This is a genomic window from Kitasatospora sp. NPDC056531 (assembly GCF_042794375.1).
Lineage (GTDB): Bacteria > Actinomycetota > Actinomycetes > Streptomycetales > Streptomycetaceae > Kitasatospora.
In genome coordinates, this window is the sequence record NZ_JBHTTU010000381.1 from 1 (window position 1) to 1,242 (window position 1,242).

Consider the following 1,242-nt stretch of genomic DNA (forward strand, 5'->3'; position numbering starts at 1 on the left):
GTACTTCGACCCGCCCGAAGGTGCGGTGGTGCTGTCGGTCGACGAGAAGTCGCAGATCCAGGCCCTCGACCGCTCCCAGCCGGTCCTGCCCATGATGCCGGGCATGCCGGAGCGCCGAACCCACGACTACGTGCGCAACGGCCTGACCACCCTGTTCGCCGCGTTCGACACCAGCAGCGGGAAGGTCATCACTTCACTGCACCGCCGGCACCGTGCGGCGGAGTTCAAGAAGTTCCTCGTCAAGATCGACCGCGAGGTTCCCGACGGGCTCGACATCCACCTGATCTGCGACAATTACGGCACCCACAAGACCCCGGCCATCCGTGCCTGGCTGGCGCAACATCCCCGATTCCACATGCACTTCACCCCGACCGGGTCCTCGTGGATCAACCAGGTGGAGCGCTGGTTCGGCTTTCTCACCGACCAGATGATCCGGCGCGGTGCCCACAAGAACGTTCAGGCCCTTGAGAGAGACATCCGCGCCTGGATCAAGAACTGGAACGAGGACCCCAAACCGTTCACCTGGACCAAGACCGCCGACGAGATCCTCGACTCCCTCGCCCGATTCTGCCGACGGATCTCCGGCGCAGGACACTCGCTCCAGGCGAGCAGATGGGCCTTGGTCGGGCCGTCCGGGAGGAGGGGCAGCAGGGTGGCGAGGTGGGCGGTCAGGTTCTTGTGGCGGCGTAGTTCGCCGATGCGCTCGACCGGGAGATCGCGCCAGCCTTCGGCGAGGGCGGCCGCCTCGGAGGGCTGGAGGGTGAGGGCCGCGAGGGTGTCGGCGGCGAGCGCTTCCGGGTGCCACTCGGGTTCGCCGCCGGGGCCGAGACGGGTGATCACCCAGGTGCGCAGCATGAATTCCTGCAGGCGTCGGCCGGCCTCGTCCCAGGGGCCGTCGCCGCGTGTCCGGCGGTTGGCGGCCAGTGACAGGTGGGCCCAGCGCAGGCGGGCGGGCTCAGGTTCGTCGTCCTGGTAGACGTGGAGTTGGGCGATTTGCCGGATCTGTTCCAGCTCGTGACTCCCGGTCTCCGTCCGGGCGGCGCGCTGTTCGAGTTCCGCTATCGACCCTTCACCCACGGGCCCTCGTCTCCAGTACTGCTCCGTTACCGATGTGACCGCGGACGACCGTATCGCACTCGTGGTGTCGGCACCCACTAGGCTGACGCACCGTCAGACAGGAGAGTGGGCATGACAGAGGCAGGTCCGACGTACACCGGGCTGGTGCTGGACGGGCTGGCGCGG

The 1,242-nt window shown here is 67.6% G+C and carries 1 pseudogene; it reads left to right on the top strand.

Annotation, left to right across the window (positions count from 1 at the left end):
• Positions 1–577, top strand: a pseudogene (locus tag ACFQ87_RS46615) (IS630 family transposase); the annotation flags it as partial.
• Between the last annotated feature and the right edge of the window lie 665 nt (positions 578–1,242).